At 46.8% G+C, this 500-nt stretch carries 2 pseudogenes; both read left to right on the top strand.

From position 1 onward, the window contains the following. Positions 1 to 283: pseudogene (locus tag ACTHUR_RS18925) on the top strand (DNA glycosylase); the annotation flags it as partial. A gap of 4 nt (positions 284 to 287) precedes the next feature. Continuing rightward, positions 288 to 500, top strand: a pseudogene (locus tag ACTHUR_RS18920) (hypothetical protein); the annotation flags it as partial.

Here is a 500-nt window from a genome sequence, read left to right as displayed (position 1 = left end):
GATAGAAACTGTCGATTTGGCGGCAGTATTGGCGCAAATGCCCGAGTGCCGCCATCTTTGCACCACTGGCGGCAAGGCAACCGAAGTTTTGTTGGAGATTCAAGGCAGCGGCATGAAAATGCCGAAAACCGGCGAAACAGTGCCGTTCCCCTATGCAGGGCGTGAGTTGACCCTGACGCGTCTGCCTTCGACTTCGCGTGCCTATCCTTTGAGTTTGGCAAAAAAAGCAGCGGCGTATCGGGCTTTTTTTGAAATGGCTGGATTGACTGTTTTTCAGGAGTAGGGCGATGGATCGTTATGAAATCTCTTTAATGGTGTTTATGGCTTTGTGGTGGCTTTTTAATGTCGTCTCAGTGTGGCTGAAGGCCAAAAAATGGCACATCAGGGTATTGTTGGGCGGAACGCTTTTGTATGTGATACAAATATCTGCAGTCATTATGTCTGTTAACGGCCTTAATTGGATATTTTTGAACGTAAGTACTATAAATACCAATGAGTTG

This window comes from Neisseria sp. P0021.S007 (assembly GCF_051956855.1).
Note: the sequence above shows the minus strand (reverse complement) of the source record. Positions and strands in the feature narration are given on the sequence as shown.